Here is a 20869-nt window from a genome sequence, read left to right as displayed (position 1 = left end):
CACCTTGTTGATCGGGAAACGCAACCTGGTACTTAGTTTGAATCGCACACGATACTTGTTTCGTTTACGTAAACGTCAAAATGAAACGGTCGTTTTAATTTGTGGCAATAGCAACAGTCTTTATCATTATGATTTATATGAATTTATCTGACTTACCTCTAGGTTAGTTCAAAACATTGAGCATTTTCTACTTAGGTCTAATAGAGTAAAAATGATGTAATAATAAATTTACTATTGGTTATTTAATTACGTAATTAATTACTTTGCGTATTGATTGGTAAAGTTGTCTGACAAGTTTCATTTAACTGCAATTGCCATATGTGATTAAAATGTTTAATTGCATATTTATCAGTTGTTTGTTGTTTATTTTATTGCTTGGTCAGACCAATTTTAGCATGGCTTTTACTTAGGTTAATGCATGTTTTTGTCAATCTTGGACTGTTGCAAATACAAACGTTTGTCGGTAAGTTTTAGTTCGAAACAAACATTTGATGGTTTTTTGGTGAGTTTATAAGCAGTGGTGATTGGGGATGCTACTGCTTTATATGTCAGCGTTAAGCCTGTGATAGTGGAGCCTCTTGGGAGGGCATCAAGATGACGGAACACACTTTGAGTGAACAGCAATTGAATTCGACACTGGGTAAAGCTACAGCAAACGCCACGCTTAATATTGTGGGTCGTGACATTCCAGGCCAAGAAGTCATATTTACCGAAGGGGCTGTCGCCTTACTCGAATCCCTTTGTCGTGAATTTGCCGACGAAGTACCCGCCTTACTCGCTAAACGTAAAGATAAGCAAGCGCGTATCGATAAAGGGTCATTACCCGACTTTCTGCCTGAAACCCGAGCTATTCGTGATGGTGCATGGCAAATTCGCGGTATTCCCGATGACTTGCTTGACCGCCGCGTAGAAATCACAGGTCCCGTTGAACGTAAGATGGTGATTAACGCACTCAACGCCAATGCCAAAGTGTTTATGGCCGATTTCGAAGATTCTTTAGCACCAAGCTGGGAAAAAGTCGTCGAAGGCCAAATCAATCTACGTGATGCCGTGCGTGGTGATATTGAGTACACAGCACCGGACACGGGTAAGCACTATAAATTAGGACCAAATCCTGCAGTGCTTATTTGCCGCGTTCGTGGTCTGCACCTTAAAGAAAAACACGTGCAGTTTAATGGCAAAGCGATTCCTGGCTCACTGTTTGATTTCGCACTGTATTTCTACCACAACTATCGCCAACTTTTGGCCAAGGGCAGTGGTCCATATTTTTATATTCCTAAGTTAGAAAGTCATATTGAAGCGCGCTGGTGGGCAAAAGTGTTTGCTGTTGTTGAGGAAAGGTTTTGTCTGCAAGCGGGCACGATTAAATGTACTTGTTTGATTGAGACTTTGCCTGCCGTGTTTGAAATGGACGAAATTCTCTATGAACTACGTTCCAATATCGTCGCACTGAACTGTGGTCGTTGGGATTACATCTTCAGCTATATCAAAACATTAAAACGTCATAGCGACCGAGTCTTACCGGATCGCCAAGCCGTCACTATGGATACGCCTTTCTTAAGCGCTTATTCAAGACTCTTGATTAAGACCTGCCACAAACGCGGTGCCTTAGCGATGGGCGGCATGGCAGCCTTTATTCCTGCTAAAGATCCTGCTCAGAACGAAGCGGTATTGCAGCGGGTGCGTAAGGATAAAGAGCTTGAGGCGCGTAACGGTCACGATGGCACTTGGGTCGCGCACCCTGGCCTTGCCGACACCGCTATGGGGATTTTCAACGAATACATAGGCCAAGATCACTGTAATCAATTACATATTACCCGTGATGTAGACGCGCCAATTCTGGCTAGTGAGTTACTTAAAACCTGCGATGGTGAGCGCACTGAACAAGGGATGCGTCTGAACATTCGTATCGCCCTGCAGTATTTAGAGGCGTGGATCAGCGGCAACGGTTGTGTACCTATTTACGGCTTAATGGAAGATGCGGCTACGGCTGAGATTTCTAGAGCCTCAATTTGGCAATGGATCCAACACGGTAAGTCGCTGTCAAACGGCAAATTAGTGACCAAACAACTCTTTAAAGACATGTTGGTTGAAGAGCTGTCGAACGTGAAAAAAGAAGTGGGTAGCGACAGATTCACCCATGGCAAATTCACCCAAGCAGCGGTGTTGCTTGAAGACATTACCACCTCCGACGAGCTGGTCGATTTCTTAACCTTACCCGGTTACGAAATGCTGACAGCTTAGAATGAACTCATTTGCTTGAACCGTTTTAGGTAAACCAGATTTAGCTGTGGCGGGGCTACCGCCAACCAAACCATTTAGCAGAGTGAAACTGGGGGGCAGTTTCATGATAGCTACAACATCAAAGAGAAAGGAGCGACACTATGACTAAGGCAACGACTCAGACTTCACGTCAAGAACAGATTGATGCAATCAAGCGAGATTGGGCTGAAAACCCACGTTGGAAACACGTGCGTCGTCCTTATACCGCAGAAGAAGTGGTTGCACTTCGCGGTTCAATCGTGCCTGAGAATACTATCGCTAAGCGCGGTGCTGCTAAGTTATGGGAATTGGTTAACGGTGGCGCTAAAAAAGGCTATGTGAATTCACTGGGTGCGTTAACGGGTGGTCAAGCGGTACAACAGGCGAAAGCGGGTATCGAAGCGATTTACCTTTCAGGTTGGCAAGTGGCAGCCGATGCTAACTTAGCCGGCACTATGTACCCAGATCAATCTTTATATCCAGCTAACTCAGTGCCAGCTGTGGTGTCACGCATCAATAACTCATTCCGTCGCGCTGACCAAATTCAGTGGGGCAATGGCGTTAATCCAGAAGATGAAAAATTTGTTGATTACTTTCTGCCAATTATTGCTGACGCAGAAGCGGGCTTTGGCGGCGTATTAAATGCCTTCGAACTGATGAAGTCGATGATCGACGCGGGCGCTGCCGGTGTTCACTTTGAAGATCAGTTAGCTTCAGTGAAAAAATGTGGCCATATGGGTGGCAAAGTATTAGTGCCAACCCAAGAAGCGGTACAAAAGCTGGTTGCTGCACGTTTAGCAGCGGACGTGAGCGGTGTCGATACGCTGGTTATCGCCCGTACCGATGCTAACGCGGCCGATTTGTTAACTTCAGATTGCGACCCATACGATCGTGATTTTGTGACTGGCGAGCGTACCAATGAAGGTTTCTACCGTGTTAAAGCCGGTCTTGACCAAGCGATTTCTCGTGGTCTTGCTTATGCCCCTTATGCGGATTTGATTTGGTGTGAAACCGCTAAACCGGATCTTGAAGAAGCGCGTGTTTTTGCTGAAGCGATTCATGCTCAGTACCCAGATCAACTGCTTGCTTATAACTGTTCGCCTTCGTTCAACTGGAAGAAAAATCTGGATGACGCTACTATCGCGCGCTTCCAACAAGCATTGTCAGACATGGGCTACAAGTACCAGTTCATCACTTTAGCCGGCATCCACAACATGTGGTACAACATGTTCGACCTCGCTTACGACTATGCTCGTGGCGAAGGTATGAAGCATTATGTTGAAAAAGTTCAAGAAGTTGAGTTTGCAGCAGCGAAGAAAGGTTACACCTTCGTGGCGCATCAACAGGAAGTGGGCACAGGTTATTTCGACCAAGTGACTACGGTTATTCAAGGTGGCCATTCTTCAGTGACTGCACTGACTGGGTCTACCGAAGAAGAACAGTTTTAAGCAGTAGAAGCGCTTAGGATGATCCATTGTGATTGTGGATTAATCCTTAGCACGCCTTATGCTGATGTATCTGGTGAGGCGTGGTTAAAAACTCGAAATAGAGGTCAAGAGCGGACTGTGATGAGTTACCGAGCTTGCAGCTTAAATCTCGAGTTGAGTATGAAAGAGTGTTACCCGTAAGCCTGTGTTTAGCTGCTTTGCAGCTGTTGTCCCCGTACAGTTCGCCTACATGTGCTGCGCGGGTTTTTAAGTCAAACCTTGTGACTTAACTTCCTACCCTGTAAGTTTTTGCTTGCCTTAGCTTGGCGACTCTATGAGTCGCTATTTTTTTGCTTATTGGTTCACTATTGCGCTGATTAATATGGTGCAACTCTGATACGACTTGGTGCAATAATCGGATTATTTTACAGCAGCTTATTGCTATCTCATTGTTATTTAATGGCTATCAATAGTGGCCTGAAAAATGCTCTGAATAATGTGGAAAGTTATAGCGTATTAAAGCTGATTATTGGCATTCACATTGAGGTCACCGCCATGAAATATTACAGTCGCCGTTTAGTTAAACCTGAACATTTAAATCCAGCAAATACCCTGTTTGGCGGTCAGTTGCTCAGTTGGATAGATGAGGAGGCCGCCATCTTTGCAGCCTGTCAGATGAAGAGCACGAACCATGTGACTAAGCTGATTTCTGAAATCAACTTTATGACGCCAGCGCATCAAGGGGATGTGATTGAGTTTGGTCTGGAGCTCGTGAGTCTCGGCCACAGTTCTATTACCGTAAGCTGCCAAGTACGCAATAAGATGACGCAGGCGCCAGTGGTGAGCATAGATAAGATGGTGTTTGTGCATGTCAATGCCCAAGGATTGCCTGTGCCCCATGGTATTCGGGCGAATGCGGCTTAAGGGGCGTGGCGCTTAAAATGCGTGATGCTTAAATGTATAAGATGCTTAAAATGAGCAGTGACGCCTAGGCGTCACTGTCATTAGTCTTTGGTTAAATCCTCTTTTACCGATTTGACCGCATCCCGTGAAGCATGACCTATGGCTTTTGTCGTGTCTCGAGTCGCGTGGCCTATCTCAGTGGTGACTTCTTTAGTCGTTGTGCCGATGGCACGGCCTGCGTCCTTTAAATCCGCACAGGCGGATGTAGCGAGTAATAAAGGAATAATAATGAGCGTCGCTTTATTCATTGTGATGCCAATCCTCAATTTAAGTTCGTAACTCAATTTACTGGGCCTTGCCATTTTTACTGTGCTAAATGACATTCGGGACAATATAACAGATCTTGAGCTGAATCACGCTATGGTGACATTATCTGCTGAGCCGCTGTTGCAATGCTTCTGGGCGAGTATCAACCGAGTGAGTGAAACTAAGAGCATTAAATGACGTTGTGGATTGAGTTATTGAACTCGACAAATAAAAACGCCAGTGGCGTTTTGCGCACTGGCGTCTAAGGTCGCTAAATAATACTGCAAAGATTATTCGAGTTTGGCTAAGCGTTGTTGATAGTCTTCAATCAGGTGCTGCATGATTTCTTCTGGCGCCGCATCGTCACAGCAATCGTCTAAAAAGATTTTAAAGGTGACTAAGGCATGGCCGTCATTTTTGAGTCTGTCACTCTGCATTGAGAAGTAAGCGTCTTCATTTTCGGCTTTACGAACCACAAACTTATTCGTTTCGAAGGTTTTTTCCCCAGAAAGCTCGTGCCATTTAGTGATGCGATTTAACGCGATCTCACAGGACTGGTTCATTTCAATATGATTTAACCAAGTAACGGGATGTTCAGGATCTTTGTAATGTGGACATCTAACTGTGTAGTTATATACATGGGTGATTGCAGTCATAGCGTACCTACCTGTTCGAGGATATTGTTGCCATCATAGGCATCGTTTTTGAATTCGGTCAATCATTAATTAAGTCTATATAGCCTTGATGTTTTTTGACGGAGAAGGATAGTTACTGCATGAAAATTAACCATTTACTTAATCTGTCATGTCTCTATTTAGCATGAGTTTTATGCCAATAACTTTGTGCTAGATCTCAGTTTTGGGTGAAGTTTCGCTTTTGCTGAATTACTGATTAATAAAGCAACAACTTGGTCGTCAGTAAGTCTTATTGATAAAAAGAGTTAACAGCGGAGTAAATAGGTTATTAGGCTTTGGTGGGCGCAATACGATTAAGTGGCAGTATAAGTTGTTGCAGAGGAAACGCAGAAGGCAGAATGGACAGAGGCCCATTCGTTAGAACGGGCCTCTCAGCTGGCTTCATCTTTTGCAGGGAAAAAGCGAACTGGTGCCATCTTATCGGATCTGTAACAGTCTGTAACCCACAGAGATCACGTTTTTTATATCATTTTGCTATGAATATTTTAGGTTCAGATCCTTTCTTCTTGAATATGCTGATTTGTGAGTGTTTTGTCAGTGCAAAGGTGCATAGACACTGAGTTTTATGTTGGTTTTTGTTACTCAATTTTTAAGATAGTAACTTACCTCACCATCTTGTTGATACAGGTGTAAAAAAGGCCCCAATAGTGCAGCAATAATCTGTGCACTATTGGAGCCTAAAACGAATTCATTGGAGGATGAAGTCGTGTTTACGCACTAGCAGGACAATAAGTCGTTATCCAGCAAGTTAGCGCACGATTGCAGTGCGATAACTTGCGATTGGTAAGGTATGGCGATTACAGCGCACAATTACAACGCATTAGTGAAGATCTGACAGATCTCCGCATGGGTCGCTTGTTTTGGATTGGTGAATCCACAGGCATCTTTTAACGCGTTATCCGCAAGTGTTGGAATATCTTCCGCTTTCACGCCTAATAAGGTCAGGTTTTCAGGGATCTTAACCGCAACAGACAGTTTTTTGATTGCCGCTATCGCTGCACTAGCACCTTGCTCATCTGTCATCGCAGACACATCGACACCCATAGCCTTGGCAATGTCTTTTAAGCGAGCAGGGACGACCTGGGCGTTGTATTCCTGCACATGGGGCAGCAGCAGAGCGTTACACACGCCGTGGGGCAGATCGTAGAAACCGCCTAATTGGTGCGCCATCGCATGCACATAACCTAAGCTGGCATTGTTAAACGCCATACCTGCTAAGAACTGGGCGTAGGCCATTTGTTCACGGGCGTTGATGTCTTGACCGTTTTCAACTGCGTTGACTAAGTTAGCTTGAATCAATTCCATAGCCTTGATCGCACAGGCGTCGGTGATCGGGTTCGCTGCAATAGACACATAGGCTTCAACCGCGTGAGTCAGTGCATCCATACCAGTTGCGGCAGTTAGGCTCGCAGGCTTTTTCAGCATGAGCTCAGGGTCGTTGACCGACAGCAAAGGCGTGGTGTGTTTATCGACAATCGCCATTTTAATGTGGCGGGCTTCGTCGGTAATGATACAGAAGCGCGTCATTTCACTGGCAGTACCTGCCGTCGTATTAATGGCCACTAACGGCAATTGTGGTTTTGCGGATTGATCTAACCCTTCGTAATCCTTAATGCTGCCGCCATTGGTGGCAACAAGGGCGATACCTTTGGCACAATCATGGGGTGAACCGCCGCCGAGTGAAATCACAAAGTCACACTTGTTGGCTTTTAACAGGGCTAAACCCGCTTCGACGTTGGTCACGGTTGGGTTAGGTTGTACGCCATCATAGATGGTGGAGGTAATGCCATTTTGACCGAGTTTTTCGGCCACTTCACCCACTAAGCCAATCTTGACTAAGGGTTTATCTGTCACTATGAGTGCGTGTTTAAAGCCTAAGGTTTTGATGTCACCGATAGCATCATCCACTGCGCCTTGGCCTAATACGTTGACAGAAGGAATAAAAAATTTAGCAGCCATAAAATCCACCTATTTGCTTGTAAAGATTAAGTTGTGTTCTTTTCTGGTGATCAAGCTACCAATTTGGAGGTAGTGAAAGTGTGAGCTTGATCGAGTTCGGCGCTTATCTGAGGGTAATTTCCCACTAAAGTTGGAACTGGGTAACTAAATTTCGGACTTTTATGACGGGTATTAGTGTTGGCGTACGATATGGTTTTTTTAGCGTTGTTAGCGCCCCTGGTGATGCATCATTTCTGTGCATTTTTCGTTTACTTTTTATCCCACTTTCTTATCCAGAGTTTGACGGCTCAATTGTTAAATCTAACAGAGGTTAAACCTCATGAATACTCTCATTTGTAGCATTAACTCCAATTAATTAGTTTGATATCTAATATTAATTTATGCGTGCTGCTGTGGTTGTGGTAGGGCCGTAAGTCAAAGAAATCTATACATTTAAATTGTTTTTACACATTAATTCTTTTTTACACAACTAACTTGTGAGCTTTGTCACTGTGCTATTTTAGGTTGATAGTTACATCACTAATCATTATCATGATTGTTAATTGAACGTTCAATTAACGTCGTTCAGAGTATTGAGAGAGTGGTTATTCCTTGAGTATTTATGCCTAAAGCCGCAATGAAATTGATACGCAGACAGCAGCTTATCGATGCGACATTAGCATCGGTTGCCTTGCATGGATTGCAGCACACGACCATCAACAGCATTAGTCAGTTGGCGGGGATGTCGTCGGGGATCATCAGTCATTATTTCAGTGGTAAGCAGGGCTTAATCCAAGCGACGCTGCGCCACTTGCTCGAGCAGTTAAAGCAGGCGTTGCTCAATCGAATCCAAGGACAAGTGTTGGCGCCAACAGAGCGCTTAATGATGATAGTTGAAGCGAATTTTACCGAGTTACAGCGCTCACGAAATGTCACTCACACTTGGCTGAGTTTTTGGGCACAGGCCGTCCACGATCCCCAGTTAGCCCGTTTGCAGAATATCAATAGTCGCCGCTTATACAGCAACTTACATTTTTCCTTTCGGCACGTGTTGCCCAAAGAGTTTGCCCTGATGGCTGCTGAGCAAACGGCGGCGATGATCGATGGATTTTGGTTACGCAGCGCCTTAAGTGAAACCCCTGAGCAGGATTTTGTTCAGGCCGAAAAATTATGCAAAACCTTTATCCACAATGTGATAAAGCAGCATGGAGTCAATACATGTCAGTTGAAGAACAGTACAACTTTATTGCGGGTCAGTTGCTCGCAAACGATAGCGGCGAAACCTTCGACGTCGTCAATCCTGCCACAGGGCAATTGGCGTATCGAGTGCAAGTGGCCGATGAAAAAATTCAGCAAGCGGCCATCGAAAGCGCCAAAAAAGGCTTTGCGATTTGGTCTGCCATGAGTGCCACTGAACGCAGCCGAATTCTGTTAAAGGCGGTCGCATTATTGCGCGCCCGTAATGATGAACTCGCGGCAATCGAAGTGTGCGATACAGGTAAACCTTGGCAAGAAGCCTCAGTGGTTGATGTGGTCACAGGCGCAGATGCTATCGAGTTTTTCGCCCATATTGCCCCTGGGCTTGAAGGCGCGCAGCAGCAAGTCGGTGGGGATTTTTATTACACCCGCCGTGAGCCTTTAGGCATTTGTGCTGGCATTGGCGCGTGGAATTATCCATTGCAAATCGCCTGTTGGAAGGCCGCACCTGCCTTAGCTAGCGGCAATGTGATGATTTTTAAACCTTCGGAAGAAACGCCGCTTGGCGCACTGAAATTAGCGCAACTCTTAAGTGAGGCGGGTTTACCTGATGGCGTATTTAATGTCGTAATGGGCGATGGCAAGGTTGGCGCTTGGTTAACGGGGCATCCGGATATTGCCAAAGTGTCCTTCACGGGCGAAGTCGGTACTGGCAAGAAAGTCATGGCCGCGGCGGCAAGTTCATTAAAAGACGTCACTATGGAACTCGGCGGTAAATCACCGCTTATCGTATTTGACGATGCCGATATCGATAATGCCGTTTCAGGTGCCATGCTCGGTAACTTCTATACCCAAGGTGAAGTCTGTACCAATGGGACGCGGGTGTTTGTCCATGAGTCGGTTTATGCACGCTTTATCGAAAAACTGCTTATGCGTACTCAAACCAATATTGTGGTGGGCGATCCTATGGCGCCAGAGACTAACTTTGGCGCCTTGATCTCCAAAGATCACCAGCAAAAAGTACTCGATTATATTCAGCAAGGTATCGATGACGGCGCAACTCTGCTCACCGGTGGCACAGCATTAACGCCGGAAAATGCTCCCAATGGTTACTTTGTTGCCCCGACGATTTTCACCCATTGCACCGACGAGATGCGGATCTGTAAAGAGGAAATCTTTGGCCCTGTAATGTCCGTGCTTACCTTTAAAGATGAAGCCGAAGTGATTGCTCGGGCAAACAATACCGCCATGGGCTTAGCCGCTGGGGTGTTTACCCAAGATATCAGCCGTGCTCATAGGGTTATCCACCAGTTACAGGCGGGTATTTGCTGGATCAATGCTTATGGCGCCTCGCCAGCCGAAATGCCTGTGGGTGGCTATAAGTTGTCGGGTATTGGCCGTGAAAACGGTAGTGAGACACTCAAGCATTACACCCAAGTTAAAGCCGTTTATGTGGGTCTGCAGCCCTTAGAAAGCCCATTTTAAGGAGGCATTTTGACTCAGTCATTAGAGCAAAAATATTATAACTACATCATAGTTGGTGCAGGATCAGCGGGTTGTGTGCTTGCCAATCGTTTGTCAAAGGATCCTAAAAACGAAGTGCTGTTATTAGAAACCGGTGGTAGCGATAAGAGCATCTTTATTCAAATGCCGACTGCGTTATCGATTCCGATGAACAGCCCTAAATATGCTTGGCAGTTTGAAACTGAGCCTGAGCCGCATTTAGATAATCGCAAGATGCATTGTCCTCGGGGCAAGGTGCTTGGCGGTTCATCGTCGATCAACGGCATGGTGTATGTCCGTGGTCATGCTAGGGACTTTGATGAGTGGCAGGCGCAAGGGGCGACCGATTGGGATTATAGCCATTGTTTGCCGTACTTTAAAAAGGCGGAAACCTGGGCCTTTGGTGGTGATGAGTATCGCGGTGAGTCAGGGCCGTTAGGGGTGAATAACGGTAATCAGATGCAGAATCCTTTATATCAAGCCTTTGTGGATGCGGGCATTGCGGCGGGGTATTTATCGACCGCCGATTATAATGCGGCGCAGCAAGAAGGTTTTGGCCCTATGCATATGACGGTCAAAAAAGGCGTACGCTGGTCAACCGCCAATGCCTATTTACGCCCAGCGATGGCCAGACGTAACCTCACGGTTGTGACCCACGCTTTAGTGCATAAAGTGTTATTGGAAGGACAAACAGCCGTTGGCGTTCGCATCGAACACAAAGGTAAAGTTGAAGATATTCGTTGCAACAAAGATGTGATTTTAGCCGCGGGCTCAATAGGTTCGCCGCATTTGTTGCAATTATCTGGCATTGGCGATCCCCAAGTATTGGCTGATGCAGGGGTCGAGTTACAACATGAGTTGCCTGGTGTTGGTCAGAATTTACAGGATCATTTAGAGTTTTATTTCCAATTCAAATGCCTTAAACCGATTTCACTCAATGGCAAGCTAGATCCTTTCAGCAAGTTCTTAATCGGTGCTCGGTGGATTTTAGATAGATCCGGTTTAGGGGCTACGAATCACTTCGAGTCCTGTGGTTTTATTCGCTCAAAAGCGGGTCTGGAATGGCCAGATTTACAGTACCACTTTTTACCTGCGGCTATGCGTTACGATGGCAAAGAAGCCTTTGCGGGTCATGGGTTTCAGGTACATGTAGGCCATAACAAGCCTAAGAGTCGTGGTGCCGTGACCTTAGTGTCGGCAGATCCTAAAGCGCCGCCCAAAATTCAGTTCAATTACCTACAGCATCCCGATGATATTGAAGGCTTTAGGGCCTGCGTGCGCTTAACCCGTGAGATCATCAATCAAGCGCCATTCGATGAGTATCGCGGTGAGGAAATTCAACCCGGCATACAAGTGCAAACCGATGCGCAAATCGATGCCTTTGTGCGTCAATCTGTTGAGAGTGCTTATCATCCTTCTTGCTCGTGCAAGATGGGCACGGATGCGATGTCAGTGGTGGATCCCGAAACCCGAGTGCATGGATTGCAGAATTTACGGGTGGTAGATTCTTCTATTTTCCCGACTATCCCGAACGGCAATTTGAACGCGCCGACCATAATGTTGGCTGAGCGCGCCGCGGATCTGATCTTAGGCGCTGAGATGTTAGCGCCAGCAGATTCCGCCGTTGTGCTTGCCGACGCTTGGCAAACCACACAAAGAAGCACTGCAACAAGTTAAAGCCATAAGTTAACAACACGCCTGCTCAGTCCGTCGTATCGACGGACTGGCGGCTTCAATTTTGAAGTGACTCATTAATTGATGACTCAAAACTCATTAATTGATGACTCAAAAGGGTCATTATTCATTTTATCTAAAGGGTCGGTCAGCCCGCAGTGAGTGTGTAAATGACCGCTTTCACGACTGATCATCTATCAGGGTTTAACTATCGCGGAGTGTTTTAAGTAGCGATATTTAAGGCTTGAGGGCAGAGCGCTGCCTTTAAAAATGGTTCAGTTTTTATTATTAAATAAAAACATGGAGTTACATTTTATGGGTTTATATCCAGATGCCGACTTACACCCAGTATCGACTGGGACTGAGTGCTCATTATGACTTGGTTATTATCCGCAGGGATACTGTTCACTTTTACCGCGATTGCGTTTGTGATTTATCGCTGGGGCAATATTCGCTGTATCGGCGTGACGCCTGTGCGTACTTTTACCTTTATCGCGATTCTGTTTACCTCAGGACTTGATGTCGGCTTGATCATGTTTCCGCTCACCGAGTTTGCGGGTTACGCCAATGTGGCGGCGAGTCCTGAATACGGCTTTAGTAATCCACTGGCGATTGAGTTTGGCTTCTGGGCCTTCTTGATTTGGAGCTTCTACTTTTTAACCTGTTTCTATTTTTGTGTCATCGAGCCTAGGGTGAAGTTTTTTGATATTCCTTGGGTTAAGTTCATTAATAATATCGTAATTATTGGCACCTGCGCCTTTACCGCCTATTTGCTATTGAGCAATTTACCTTGGTATTTACCCGAATTAGGCGATGGCGAAACTATAGTCGGTAGCTTCTATTTAATCGTATTTATGGTGATCGCCGCGGCTGTGTATTCCAGCACTAGCATACGTTATGTGCGTATCTTGAGTCTGGCTAGCACTTGGTTGTTTTTAGGCTTGATTGCCATGATGTGGGCCAGTGCATTTTTATCGGCTGACTCGAGTGTGGGCGAGTTCTTTACGACCTTTGCCATGCTGGGTGACTACTTCGGCAATATTCAACATTTTGTGTTACCCATCAACGACTACCATGAGTTTTATCTATTCTGGTGGTTTGCATGGAGCATTATGATAGGCCAATTTACCTCGCGCTTTGTCGGTGGCATGAAAACCTATCAAGTGCTGTTGGCCATGATGGTGTTTCCGTCTATCCCCATCGCGATTTGGTTCACTGTACTTTATTACTACAGCGCCAATGGCTTAGATACTTCGGGTTTCTATAATCTGGCGATGGTGATTGTGGGAGTGACCTTTGTAATCAATTCCCTCGACTCACTGGTGCGCCTGTATACCGATAATCTTAATCTGACCATTGAGCGGTTAGGCAAGCTTAAATATGTCAGCTTTAACTTAGTCTTACTCTGCAGTCTGACATTACTGTTTCAATTAGACTTTCTTCAAATTCAATGGGTTGGTGCAATCGCACTGGGCCTGATCTTTAGCTGTTTTGGTTACATCATGATGACGCAATTGCAAACTGTTCGTGCCATTGAGCGCTCGCCAAAAGAGAACAAAATCGACTTTACTAAAATTGAGCTAGCTAACTAATGGAAAAATTAATAATGAAATCAAAATGTTTTTATCTTGTCGCTGGAGGGTTGTTATTGGTGTCAACAGCGGCCAATGCCGGATTATCGGCCACTGTGACGGCGACGTCGGATTACACTTTTAACGGTGTCAGCCAAACGGACAACGGCCCAGCACTGCAAGGCAATTTGGATTATGGTTTTGATTCGGGATGGTATGTGGGTGGCTTTACCTCGAACGTCGACTTTGGGGGAAACGACAGCACTTGGTTGGAACTCGATGCCTATGCGGGTAAGTTTTATCAGCTCAATGAGCAACTGAGTTTCGATGTCGGACTGGCTTATTACACTTACCACGGCGAGTCGTTTTCCGATGAGTACAACTATCCTGAGCTATATAGCAAGTTAGGATATGATAGTTCACTGGGTCACTCTGAAGCTAAGTTAACCTACACATGGGATTACTTTGGTTTGGGTGGTGAGCATTACACTATGTTGCTTGGCCATACTGTCAGTGTCGCTGAAGGACATGATATTCGCTTTAGTGTCGATCGCTCGACATCACTCGATGAAGATAAATGGTCATGGGATGGTGGCAAATCCTTTAATCATTTCCGTATCGCCTATCTGACCAGCTGGAGTGGCTTTGATTTCAGTCTTGCCGCCGAAGATACCAGCATGAACTTAGATACCAGTGACGAGCGTTTAGTGTTGTCGGTATCGCGTCAATTCATGTTGTAATCTAAGGGACTTTTACCATAAAAGTGCCTCCCGTGGGTGAGTTCAGTCGCGCTTTCTGGTAAGGTGCACTCGTTGCTTAGAATGGGGAGAATGAAAAGAACGATGGAAAAGTACGAACAACTGCTTATTTCGCTGCGCCGAGTGATACGCGCTATCGACATTCATTCTCGCCAGCTGAACAAACACTCAGGTTTAACTGGGCCGCAATTGATGGTGATGCAGAAAATCGCCCAATTGGATGCGCCATTGGCTAAAACCGTGGCGGAAGAAATTACGCTGAGCCCTGCAACTGTGACGACCATTATCGATCGACTCGAGGGCCGTGGTTTAGTGATCCGTCTGCGCAGTGAGACTGATAAACGTAAGGTGCATTTATACCTTAGCGATGCGGGCCGAGCGCTGTTACAGGACTCACCTAAACCGCTACAGGATCATTTTATTAAGCGTTATCAGAATCTTGAAGAATGGGAGCAGAGTCAATTGCTCTCAGCCGTTGAGCGTATTGCGACTATGATGGACGCCGATAAAATTGATGCGGCGCCTATGCTCTTGGTGGGGAAGATCCAAGGGGATGAGTAAGTTTCGTTTTTTCAACGACTAAAGTTATAAGATAAAAAAGCACTGAATTCTCAGTGCTTTTTTGCTTTTAGCCGATTAAGCGTTAGATCAGACAGCAGGGCAGCTTGTTTCTGTTACTGAATTGATGAGGATCTCTTGTACTGGTGTGTCTTGGAAGCCTTCGATATTTTTTGTTGGGACTATGCTGATTTGATCTACCACCTCTATGCCGTCAACCACTTTGCCAAATACTGCATAACCATAACTACTCGCTGACGCGTCTAGATGTGGATTATCTAATACATTGATAAAGAACTGAGAGGCAGCGGTATCAGGTGCATTTGCTCTTGCCATCGCAATAGTGCCACGTTTGTTGCTAATACCGACTGCGGCTTCATTCTTGATTGAGGCACTGGTCGGTTTGCTTTTGAGACCAGTGGTAAAACCGCCGCCTTGGATCATAAAGTTATTGATGGTTCTATGGAATAAGGTGCCGTTATAGAAAGACTTATCAACATACTGCTTAAAGTTTTTACCTGTGATTGGCATGTTAGTTAAGTCAATGGCAAGTGTGATATCGCCTTTCGTCGTTTTCATTAAATAACACACATCCGCAGCTAAGGCTGGCGGCGTGGGATCGGGCGTCGGTGGCGTCGGCGTTAAATCACCATCTGTACTTCCTTCACAACCCGTCAAGGCAATGCAGCCGACAAATAGTAATCCTGATAACTTCTTCATTTCATATCCTTATTCTCAATCATCATTGGGGTGTTTTTGCTTTAGCATTCCATGGGCTTGAGCCACTGGCGTATATGCGAGGGCATATCAGGTTCCATGAATTTAATGTTGTTATTATGTTTCTATGCTGTAGCGAGACGAGATGTTGACAGAGGAGAGATAGGCTGTTCAAGTTATAAAACGCAATTGATACAAAGTGTTGCACTGATATCTGTGGTTAATATGCCACCTGACGTATTTGTTAGTATTAGTCTGAACGCAATGACATAAAAATGACTTACGCTTGTCATGTTATTTCTATCCCTTTGCTCTTCACTTATTGCATGCTTTAGGAGCCATGCTTGCCCTCTTGCTGAACGCATGCCCCAATTTAGTGCATTCCACTCTTTATATCCTGATAGCTACTGAGTGCCAACTTAACTGAGTGCTTCTAGTAAGTTACTGATTTTTTGAAAAAGTTTTTTGTTATTTCTCTGAAATATTTATGTCATCTTCTTGTTACTTTTCGTTGGCATGGTTACTGTATATCTAAAGCTATGGATGAGCGGTCGCGGGGGCGACAAAATATGGGGCTGGAAAAGTTGCTGTATTTGCGGGGAGTTGGAGCAGAATTTACTGATTGTTTTGGCCAAAATATCCATATTTCCGAGGTAGACAGGCAAGGTATCTTGACCTGTATGTTACAGGAAAAAAACAGCGTGGCAGGGACTGCCATTGATGCTCCTGCTACAGAAGCGTTATCGAGTGATGCTGGGCTGACCTGTGTCGATGCGGTATTGACCGAAGCATTGATCGCGTCGCAAATTGACTTGCTGGATGCCCGTCCTTGGACTCAGGTGCTACCTGAATTCCATTGGTGTTTTGTGGATGAACCTTGGATAAGCCTTTGTTTACCAGAAACCTATACCTCAGATCTGAGTGTGGCGATTGAATGCGAACAGGGTGAGTCCATCGTATTCGATGTGCCTTTCTCGGCGCTTAAGTCCATTGGCGATTACCGCATTGAACAAACGCTTTATCTACACTATCGCCTTGATCTTACGCAACTGGGATTCGCACGCCTCGATTTAGCTGAGGCCAAGACCCAAGCTTTCCCTGACAACTTAATGCCCGCCGAGACTGAAGCGGTGAATTTAGCGTCCTATTTCCTGAGCAGCCAAGAGTTCACTAACAACCCTGCATTTACAAAAAACCAAGACTCATTTGCGCAAGTAGCAGACAAAAATGCGAGTGATTTCTCTGTGTTAGGTTTGGGCTTTCATCGCATAGCCTTAAGCTTAAAACATGCCCTATCGACAAGTGCACAAGCGGCAAGCTCTGCGCTAGAGGACTGTGTGACGGCAGAGGCTGATACTCGTACTTTGTTCTCTGGCACCTTAATGGTGGCGCCGCGGGCCGCTTATCAAGGCGTACTCACGGCTGTTGCCCAAGGTAAACGCCATAAACCTTGGGGGATCAGCGTCCAACTTTACAGTTTGCGCAGCGAGAGCCAATGGGGCATTGGCGACTTTGGTGATTTAGAACAACTGATCGGGCTGGTGGCGGCGCAGGGCGCGGATTTTATTCAACTCAATCCCTTGCATGCCCTCGATATCGCGGCGCCAGAGCATCCGAGTCCCTATAGTCCGTGCGATCGCCGCAGACTTAATCCTCTTTATATTCAATTACAAAGCGTTCCTGAATACCAAGCTCTTGCCACTGAATTTTCAAGCGCTTCTTGGGTAGAGGCTATCGCCTTACTGAATCGTGATAATTGGCTCGATTATCCTAAAGTGAGCGAGCTGAAATACCGTGCCTTTGAGCAGTTATATCGCGTTTTTTGTGATACGCATCTGGCGAACGACACGCCCAGAGCGCAAAGATTCCATGAGTTTGTGCGTGAGCAGGGCAGTGCGCTACAAGAGTTTGCTCAAGCGGAATATTTACGTAGTCCTAAAGCGTTTGTGCAAGAGGAAGGTTTCTATCTTTACCTGCAATTTGTGGCTGAAAAGCAGTTACACCTCTGTCAGCTAAAAGCTAAAGAGGTGGGTATGGGGCTGGGATTGATCCGTGATTTGGCCGTTGGTGCAGCGCTGCACGGCAGTGAAGTGCAGGCCAATGCCGAGCAGTTTTGTTTGAATGCCAGCATAGGTGCACCGCCCGATCCCTTTGCACCCCAAGGACAAAATTGGGGTTTAACGCCACTCGATCCGGTGAAGTTAAAACAACATAATTTCAGCCATTTTATCGCCTTGATCCGAGCCAATATGGAAAGCTGTGGTGCCTTGCGTATCGATCATGTGATGGGCTTACTGCGACTCTGGTGGTGGCCACTGGATAAACAACTCGGCCAAGGTGCCTATGTGTATTATCCGGTCGAAACCTTGCTCGCCATCGTTTGCCTTGAGAGCCAACGTGCTCGCTGTGTGGTGATTGGCGAAGATTTAGGACTGGTGCCACCTGACATTATTCATCGTCTCTACACTTCTGGCATTTATTCCAACGAGTTGTTCTATTTCTGCAAAGACCATCAAGGCTTTAAATCACCGGATCAATATAAGTCCCAAAGCTTAATGATGCTGGCGAACCACGATGTGCCGACTTTAGTGGCTTGGTGGTGTGGCAGCGATTTACACCTGCGTCGACAGTTATCCCTGTTTGAAACTGACGAGCAGCTAGGCGAGGCGCTCGCGGGGCGTGAACATGAAAAGCAGCAACTCATTTCACTGTTAGTCGCTCAAGGTCTGTTAGCCGATGTGACGATAGCCGAACTCGATATTCAAACCTTACTCACGGCTTGGATGACCTTAGGAGCTCGCGGCAATAGTGCGCTATACAGCGTGCAACTGTGCGATTTATTAGCCGATCGCCATGCGGTGAACATTCCCGGTACTTGGCTCGAATATCCAAATTGGCAGCGTCGCCTGCCGCTGAATTTAACGCAAGTGTCGACTTCGCCAGAGATACTGCAGCGATTACAAAATATCGCTGTGGCGAGACAGCTACCGAGCTAAATCTAGCACCAGCGAAAGGCTGCCTAAGTCGCACCACATTATGCCATCCCTAAAGATGAGATTATTAGGGGGGATGTGGGTAAAGAGTGCCAATTTGCAAGTTTAATTGACTGATAAACGGAAGAAAAATGATGACTCAAGCCAATGCCTATTTCTACGATGGTGCCGACGTCGCCCTACTTAATGGTCAATACACTGATGTTTTTTCGCTCTTGGGTATGCACAGTGACAACGAGGGTAAGGCATTAATTGTTCGTTGTTTTTTACGCAATGCCCTCAGTGTAGATGTGATCAGCATTAAAGATGGCCGCAAAGTAGCGAGTCTGGACAAAGTCAACGAGCAGGGACTGTTCGCCGGCACTCTGGGACGACGCGTCAAGCCGTTTCTCTACTTGCTACGGGTGGAATATCCCCTGTGTCAGTTAGATATAGTCGACCCTTATCAGTTTGATTCCCTGCTCAATAGTGACGATATTTACCTGTTTGGTGAAGGCAGCGCCGAGCGCGCCTATGAATTTTTGGGGGCCAACTGGCGTCAAACCCAAGGCGTCGAAGGTGTGCATTTTTGTGTGTGGGCACCCAATGCTAAGCGGGTTTCAGTGGTGGGAGATTTTAACCATTGGGACGATACTCGCCATGTGATGCGCCAACATATTGCCAATGGTTTATGGGAGCTATTTTTACCCAATGTGGCTGAAGGTGCACACTATAAGTTTGATTTGGTTTATCAAAATGGTGAGCGCCATACTAAATCCGATCCTATGGCAACCCAAATGGAATGCGCGCCCCACAATGCTTCTATCGTGCCCCAAAAAGCTCACCATAGCTGGAATGATACCGCTTGGATGAGTAAGCGAGCGGCGACTGCTTGGCATAAAGCGCCCATGTCGGCCTACGAAGTGCACTTAGGTTCGTGGCGTCGTAAGGGAGAGCAAGGCGAGCAATATCTTGATTATCAAGACTTGATTGAACAGCTTATTCCCTATGTGAAGGAGCAAGGCTTTACCCACATCGAACTGATGCCGATCAGCGAGTTTCCCTTTGATGGTTCGTGGGGATATCAGCCTGTGGGTCTCTATGCGCCGACCCACAGATTTGGCGATGCCAATGGGTTAAAGGCCTTTGTGGATGCCTGCCATCAGGCGGGGCTTGGTATTATCCTCGATTGGGTGTCGGCGCATTTCCCTAAGGATCCCCACGGCTTAGTGCGTTTCGATGGCACTTGTCTGTATGAGCATGAAGATCCTCGCAAGGGTACACATCCCGATTGGGATACCCTAATTTATAACTATGATCGCGGTGAAGTGCGCAGCTTCTTGTTGAGTAATGCTTGTTATTGGCTGCGGGAGTTTCATTTTGATGGCCTGCGTCTCGATGCCGTGTCTTCTATGTTGTATCTCGATTACAGCCGCGAGCCGGGCCAATGGCTGCCTAATGCCTATGGTGGACGGGAGAATCTCGAGGCCATCAGTTTCTTACAAATTTTGAATCAACGCTTGTACCAAGCTTTCCCCGGCATTTGCATGATTGCCGAAGAGTCCACCGCCTTTGCGGGGGTGACTAAGCCGACGGATCAGCAAGGTCTCGGCTTTGGCTTTAAATGGAATATGGGCTGGATGAACGACAGCTTAAGCTACTTAGGCCGTGATCCGCTTTACCGCCAATTCCACCATCATCAATTGACCTTCAGTTTGATGTACGCTTATACCGAGCAATTTATGTTGTCCGTGAGTCACGATGAAGTGGTCCACGGCAAGGGCTCGTTGCTGCATAAAATTCCCGGTGATGATTGGCAGAAATTTGCAACTCTGCGTGCTTATTATGGTTTTATGTGGGGGCATCCAGGTAAGAAATTACTCTTTATGGGCTGCGAGTTTGGTCAGCGAAATGAGTGGAACCATAACCAGAGTTTAGATTGGCACTTATTGGCTTACGAGCCGCACCAAGGCGTCCAGCGTTGGCTTAAAGATCTCAATCACTTATATCAAAAAATGCCAGCCTTATCGGTTCAGGATTACGAGGGCGCAGGATTTAGTTGGCTAGATTGTGAGAATAGCCGCGACAGCATCTTTACCTTTGTGCGTTACGGTTTAGCAGGTGATGCGCCGTTAGTGTTTGTCATCAACATGACGCCTCAATTGCACACTGGGTTCCGTATTGGTTTGCCTTTGGCGGGGGATTACCGCGAATATCTTAATAGCGATAGCCAGATTTATGGTGGCAGTAATCAAGGTAATGCGGGCACTGTGGTTGCTGAGCCGCTGTCGTGGCAAGGAATGGCGCAGAGCGCGCTGATCACTGTGCCACCCTTGGGTTGCCTAGTGATAGGGCCTGCGTTAACCGGATTGGCTGAGGCGAACTAGC

At 46.3% G+C, this 20869-nt stretch carries 14 protein-coding genes and 1 pseudogene; 11 read left to right on the top strand and 4 right to left on the bottom strand.

Going from position 1 to position 20869, the window contains the following annotated elements:
• Positions 1-594 precede the first annotated feature (594 nt).
• The 3 genes from aceB to CKQ84_RS01105 all read left to right on the top strand — a co-directional run bounded on the left by aceB (position 595) and on the right by CKQ84_RS01105 (position 4613).
• The gene (gene aceB, locus CKQ84_RS01115) at positions 595-2244 is read left to right on the top strand and encodes a malate synthase A (RefSeq protein ID WP_105249792.1); all 1650 of its coding nucleotides are present in this window, start codon (positions 595-597) and stop codon (positions 2242-2244) included.
• Positions 2245-2384: 140 nt separating this feature from the next.
• A complete protein-coding gene (gene aceA / locus CKQ84_RS01110) occupies positions 2385-3710 on the top strand; it encodes an isocitrate lyase (protein ID WP_028760720.1) in 1326 nt (441 codons plus the stop codon).
• Positions 3711-4244: 534 nt separating this feature from the next.
• On the top strand, positions 4245-4613 hold the full coding sequence (locus tag CKQ84_RS01105) for an acyl-CoA thioesterase (protein WP_105252971.1): 369 nt from the start codon (positions 4245-4247) through the stop codon (positions 4611-4613).
• An 80-nt stretch (positions 4614-4693) separates the two neighbouring features.
• On the opposite strand, the gene CKQ84_RS01100 is transcribed toward CKQ84_RS01105, so the two are convergent.
• From CKQ84_RS01100 to yiaY, 3 genes are all read right to left on the bottom strand, one after another.
• The gene (locus CKQ84_RS01100) at positions 4694-4900 is read right to left on the bottom strand and encodes a hypothetical protein (protein WP_028760719.1); all 207 of its coding nucleotides are present in this window, start codon (positions 4898-4900) and stop codon (positions 4694-4696) included.
• Positions 4901-5188: 288 nt separating this feature from the next.
• Positions 5189-5554 carry a hypothetical protein gene (locus tag CKQ84_RS01095; protein WP_028760718.1) on the bottom strand — a complete coding sequence of 122 codons (366 nt, stop codon included), beginning with the start codon at positions 5552-5554 and terminating at the stop codon, positions 5189-5191.
• 849 nt (positions 5555-6403) lie between these two features.
• Positions 6404-7552: an L-threonine dehydrogenase gene (gene yiaY, locus CKQ84_RS01090; RefSeq protein ID WP_028760717.1), complete on the bottom strand. Its 1149-nt coding sequence runs from the start codon at positions 7550-7552 to the stop codon at positions 6404-6406.
• Positions 7553-8153: 601 nt separating this feature from the next.
• Here yiaY and betI point away from each other — a divergent pair.
• The 6 genes and pseudogenes from betI to CKQ84_RS01060 all read left to right on the top strand — a co-directional run.
• Positions 8154-8756 (top strand): annotated as a pseudogene (betI, locus tag CKQ84_RS01085) (transcriptional regulator BetI); the annotation flags it as partial.
• Positions 8750-10213: a betaine-aldehyde dehydrogenase gene (betB, locus tag CKQ84_RS01080; RefSeq protein ID WP_105249791.1), complete on the top strand. Its 1464-nt coding sequence runs from the start codon at positions 8750-8752 to the stop codon at positions 10211-10213. The pseudogene betI and the gene betB, both read left to right, overlap by 7 nt.
• Positions 10214-10222: 9 nt before the next feature.
• Entirely contained in the window at positions 10223-11908 is a 1686-nt protein-coding gene (gene betA, locus CKQ84_RS01075; protein WP_105249790.1) for a choline dehydrogenase, read from the top strand.
• A 371-nt stretch (positions 11909-12279) separates the two neighbouring features.
• Complete coding sequence (locus CKQ84_RS01070; RefSeq protein WP_105249789.1) at positions 12280-13497, top strand: choline transporter; 1218 nt, start codon at positions 12280-12282, stop codon at positions 13495-13497.
• A 14-nt stretch (positions 13498-13511) separates the two neighbouring features.
• On the top strand, positions 13512-14216 hold the full coding sequence (locus tag CKQ84_RS01065; RefSeq protein WP_105249788.1) for a TorF family putative porin: 705 nt from the start codon (positions 13512-13514) through the stop codon (positions 14214-14216).
• Positions 14217-14318: 102 nt separating this feature from the next.
• Positions 14319-14795, top strand: coding sequence for a MarR family winged helix-turn-helix transcriptional regulator (locus tag CKQ84_RS01060; protein ID WP_006080852.1), 477 nt, complete (start codon positions 14319-14321; stop codon positions 14793-14795).
• A gap of 87 nt (positions 14796-14882) precedes the next feature.
• On the opposite strand, the gene CKQ84_RS01055 is transcribed toward CKQ84_RS01060, so the two are convergent.
• Positions 14883-15512 carry a peptidylprolyl isomerase gene (locus CKQ84_RS01055; RefSeq protein WP_105249787.1) on the bottom strand — a complete coding sequence of 210 codons (630 nt, stop codon included), beginning with the start codon at positions 15510-15512 and terminating at the stop codon, positions 14883-14885.
• A 566-nt stretch (positions 15513-16078) separates the two neighbouring features.
• Between CKQ84_RS01055 and malQ the strand changes: the two genes are divergently transcribed.
• Both malQ and glgB read left to right on the top strand, forming a co-directional pair.
• Complete coding sequence (gene malQ / locus CKQ84_RS01050) at positions 16079-18505, top strand: 4-alpha-glucanotransferase (protein ID WP_105249786.1); 2427 nt, start codon at positions 16079-16081, stop codon at positions 18503-18505.
• Positions 18506-18633: 128 nt separating this feature from the next.
• Positions 18634-20868 carry a 1,4-alpha-glucan branching protein GlgB gene (gene glgB / locus CKQ84_RS01045; RefSeq protein WP_173913133.1) on the top strand — a complete coding sequence of 745 codons (2235 nt, stop codon included), beginning with the start codon at positions 18634-18636 and terminating at the stop codon, positions 20866-20868.
• Position 20869 lies beyond the last annotated feature (1 nt).

Origin of the sequence: Shewanella sp. WE21, assembly GCF_002966515.1 — a bacterium.
GTDB classification, from domain to species: domain Bacteria; phylum Pseudomonadota; class Gammaproteobacteria; order Enterobacterales; family Shewanellaceae; genus Shewanella; species Shewanella oncorhynchi.
This window is presented reverse-complemented; position numbering and strand designations above follow the sequence as displayed.

Excerpts from the sequence above, each read along its gene's own strand:
- CKQ84_RS01070 (WP_105249789.1), top strand. The coding sequence starts at position 12,280 with ATGACTTGGTTATTATCCGCAGGGATACTGTTCACTTTTACCGCGATT.
- CKQ84_RS01105 (WP_105252971.1), top strand. The coding sequence starts at position 4,245 with ATGAAATATTACAGTCGCCGTTTAGTTAAACCTGAACATTTAAATCCA.
- glgB (WP_173913133.1), top strand. The coding sequence starts at position 18,634 with ATGATGACTCAAGCCAATGCCTATTTCTACGATGGTGCCGACGTCGCC.
- CKQ84_RS01095 (WP_028760718.1), bottom strand. The coding sequence starts at position 5,554 with ATGACTGCAATCACCCATGTATATAACTACACAGTTAGATGTCCACAT.
- CKQ84_RS01060 (WP_006080852.1), top strand. The coding sequence starts at position 14,319 with ATGGAAAAGTACGAACAACTGCTTATTTCGCTGCGCCGAGTGATACGC.
- malQ (WP_105249786.1), top strand. The coding sequence starts at position 16,079 with ATGGGGCTGGAAAAGTTGCTGTATTTGCGGGGAGTTGGAGCAGAATTT.
- CKQ84_RS01100 (WP_028760719.1), bottom strand. The coding sequence starts at position 4,900 with ATGAATAAAGCGACGCTCATTATTATTCCTTTATTACTCGCTACATCC.
- aceA (WP_028760720.1), top strand. The coding sequence starts at position 2,385 with ATGACTAAGGCAACGACTCAGACTTCACGTCAAGAACAGATTGATGCA.
- CKQ84_RS01055 (WP_105249787.1), bottom strand. The coding sequence starts at position 15,512 with ATGAAGAAGTTATCAGGATTACTATTTGTCGGCTGCATTGCCTTGACG.
- aceB (WP_105249792.1), top strand. The coding sequence starts at position 595 with ATGACGGAACACACTTTGAGTGAACAGCAATTGAATTCGACACTGGGT.
- betB (WP_105249791.1), top strand. The coding sequence starts at position 8,750 with ATGTCAGTTGAAGAACAGTACAACTTTATTGCGGGTCAGTTGCTCGCA.
- yiaY (WP_028760717.1), bottom strand. The coding sequence starts at position 7,552 with ATGGCTGCTAAATTTTTTATTCCTTCTGTCAACGTATTAGGCCAAGGC.
- CKQ84_RS01065 (WP_105249788.1), top strand. The coding sequence starts at position 13,512 with ATGAAATCAAAATGTTTTTATCTTGTCGCTGGAGGGTTGTTATTGGTG.